Raw genomic sequence first — 1,863 nt, forward strand, 5'->3', positions numbered from 1 at the left:
GCGCAAGTTGAAGCCTTAATTGATCAGGCATTTTCTTCGCCATCTCAAGAGCATAGATTAACTGGGGCAGAGATCAGTTTGATGATCCACGGACTTATCTTGGCGGGGTGTTCTACTCAATCAGTCTGCTACCTGATTTCTGGCAAGGTGTATCTAAGTTGAACCCGATTGTGTATATGGTGAATACGGCTTCTTGGGCGTGTCTGATGTGGGTATCGTGACCTCTTTTGGTGTGCTAGGTATCTTTATTGTGGTGCTTTACGGCGTTGCTCACTACCTAGTGACGAAAGGCATTGGCTTACGCTCATAAGAGTTGAGCATAAATAGCAAGGGCTGGCATTAGTGTCAGCCCTTTTTGTATGTGAAACCAATGATTGGTCTAGATGTAAAAAAGGCTGACACTTAAGTATCAGCCTTTCACTAGAGAGTATTGAGAATACTGAGATTATTCAGCCGTCTCTTCTTTTACTTCTTCTTTGGTCTCTGTTACCAAGTCGAGAACTTGGTTGTCGATAAGACGTGTCTTACCTAAGAATGCAGACATCAGAATCACAGCTTGAGTCGATTCAGGGGTGATGGCTTGTAGAGTGCGAGCATCACAGATGAAGATCTCATCCGGCTGTAGATCGGCTGCGCGAAGCTGATCGGTTGCATCTTCAATCACAGAGGCGTAATCGTCACGGCCACCGCGGATTGCGCTACTGATCCAACGCATAGTGCGAGCTAGAACCGGTGCACGCTGGCGCTCATCAATCGTGAGGTTACCGTTGCGAGAGCTCATCGCTAGGCCGTCCATCTCACGAAGTCTTTTTCACCGAAGCAAGCGAAGTCAGGTTGAACGATATTGAATAGCTTAGTGACAATCGTTGCTACACCACGGAAGTGACCCGGGCGAGAAGCGCCTTCTAGCATATGAGAAATGCCAGGTACTTCAACAAAAGTCTGCTTATCCAGACCTGCTGGGTACATGATCTCTGGTGTTGGTGTGAATACCAACTCCACGCCTTCGCCTGTAAGCTTACTTAAGTCAGCTTCTAGAGTGCGAGGGTAGTTGTTTAGATCGTCTGCACGGTCAAATTGCATTGGGTTAACGAAGATGCTAACAACAACAATATCAGCCAGTTCACGTGCTTTTTTTACCAGAGTAAGGTGGCCTTCATGAAGGTTACCCATGGTTGGTACAAAAGCTACAGTGCGTCCATCACGTTTAAACTGCTTAATCTGCTCACGAAGAGCAGCTACTTCAGCGAAAGATTGCATACTAACTCCTAAGCGATTGTGTGAGCGTCATCAGGGAAACGTGCGCTCTCAACATCTTCTTTATATTTTGCCACGGCTTTACGCATATCGCCCGTTTCTGCTAAGAAATTCTTAGAGAATTTAGGCATATAGTTCGCAGAAATACCAAACATGTCGTGCATAACTAGGATCTGACCATCGGTCACATTGCCCGCACCAATGCCAATCACTGGAACATCACAGGCTTCAGTAATACGTTTTGCCAATGAAGCTGGAACACACTCAAGCAGAACGATTTGCGCACCAGCTTCTTGTAGCGCTAGAGCGTCAGCAACCATTTTGTCAGCTTGCTCGTCTTCACGACCTTGTACCTTGTAACCACCAAAGATGTTCACAGATTGAGGTGTTAGGCCTAAGTGCGCACAGACTGGAACAGCACGCTCAGTGAGCATTTTCACTGTATCAACCAGCCAGCTGCCACCCTCGATCTTAACCATGTTAGCGCCCGCTCTCACAAGAGTCGCTGCGTTCTCACAAGCCTGTTCTGGTGTTGCGTAGCTCATGAATGGCATATCCGCCATCAATAGGCAGTTTGGGCTACCTGCGCGTACTGAGCGAGTGTGG

General features: G+C 47.4%; 1 protein-coding gene and 2 pseudogenes. 1 reads left to right on the forward strand and 2 read right to left on the reverse strand.

What is annotated here, in order from left to right:
- Positions 1-86: 86 nt before the first annotated feature.
- Positions 87-310: pseudogene (locus tag KIV40_RS27725) on the forward strand (ABC transporter permease); the annotation flags it as partial.
- A gap of 135 nt (positions 311-445) precedes the next feature.
- Here KIV40_RS27725 and panC read toward each other — a convergent pair.
- Both panC and panB read right to left on the reverse strand, forming a co-directional pair.
- Positions 446-1,260, reverse strand: a pseudogene (gene panC, locus KIV40_RS27730) (pantoate--beta-alanine ligase).
- A gap of 8 nt (positions 1,261-1,268) precedes the next feature.
- On the reverse strand, positions 1,269-1,863 hold a 595-nt coding region (gene panB / locus KIV40_RS27735), incomplete at its 5' end, for a 3-methyl-2-oxobutanoate hydroxymethyltransferase (protein ID WP_285352411.1).

This window comes from Vibrio sp. D173a, from assembly GCF_030248475.1.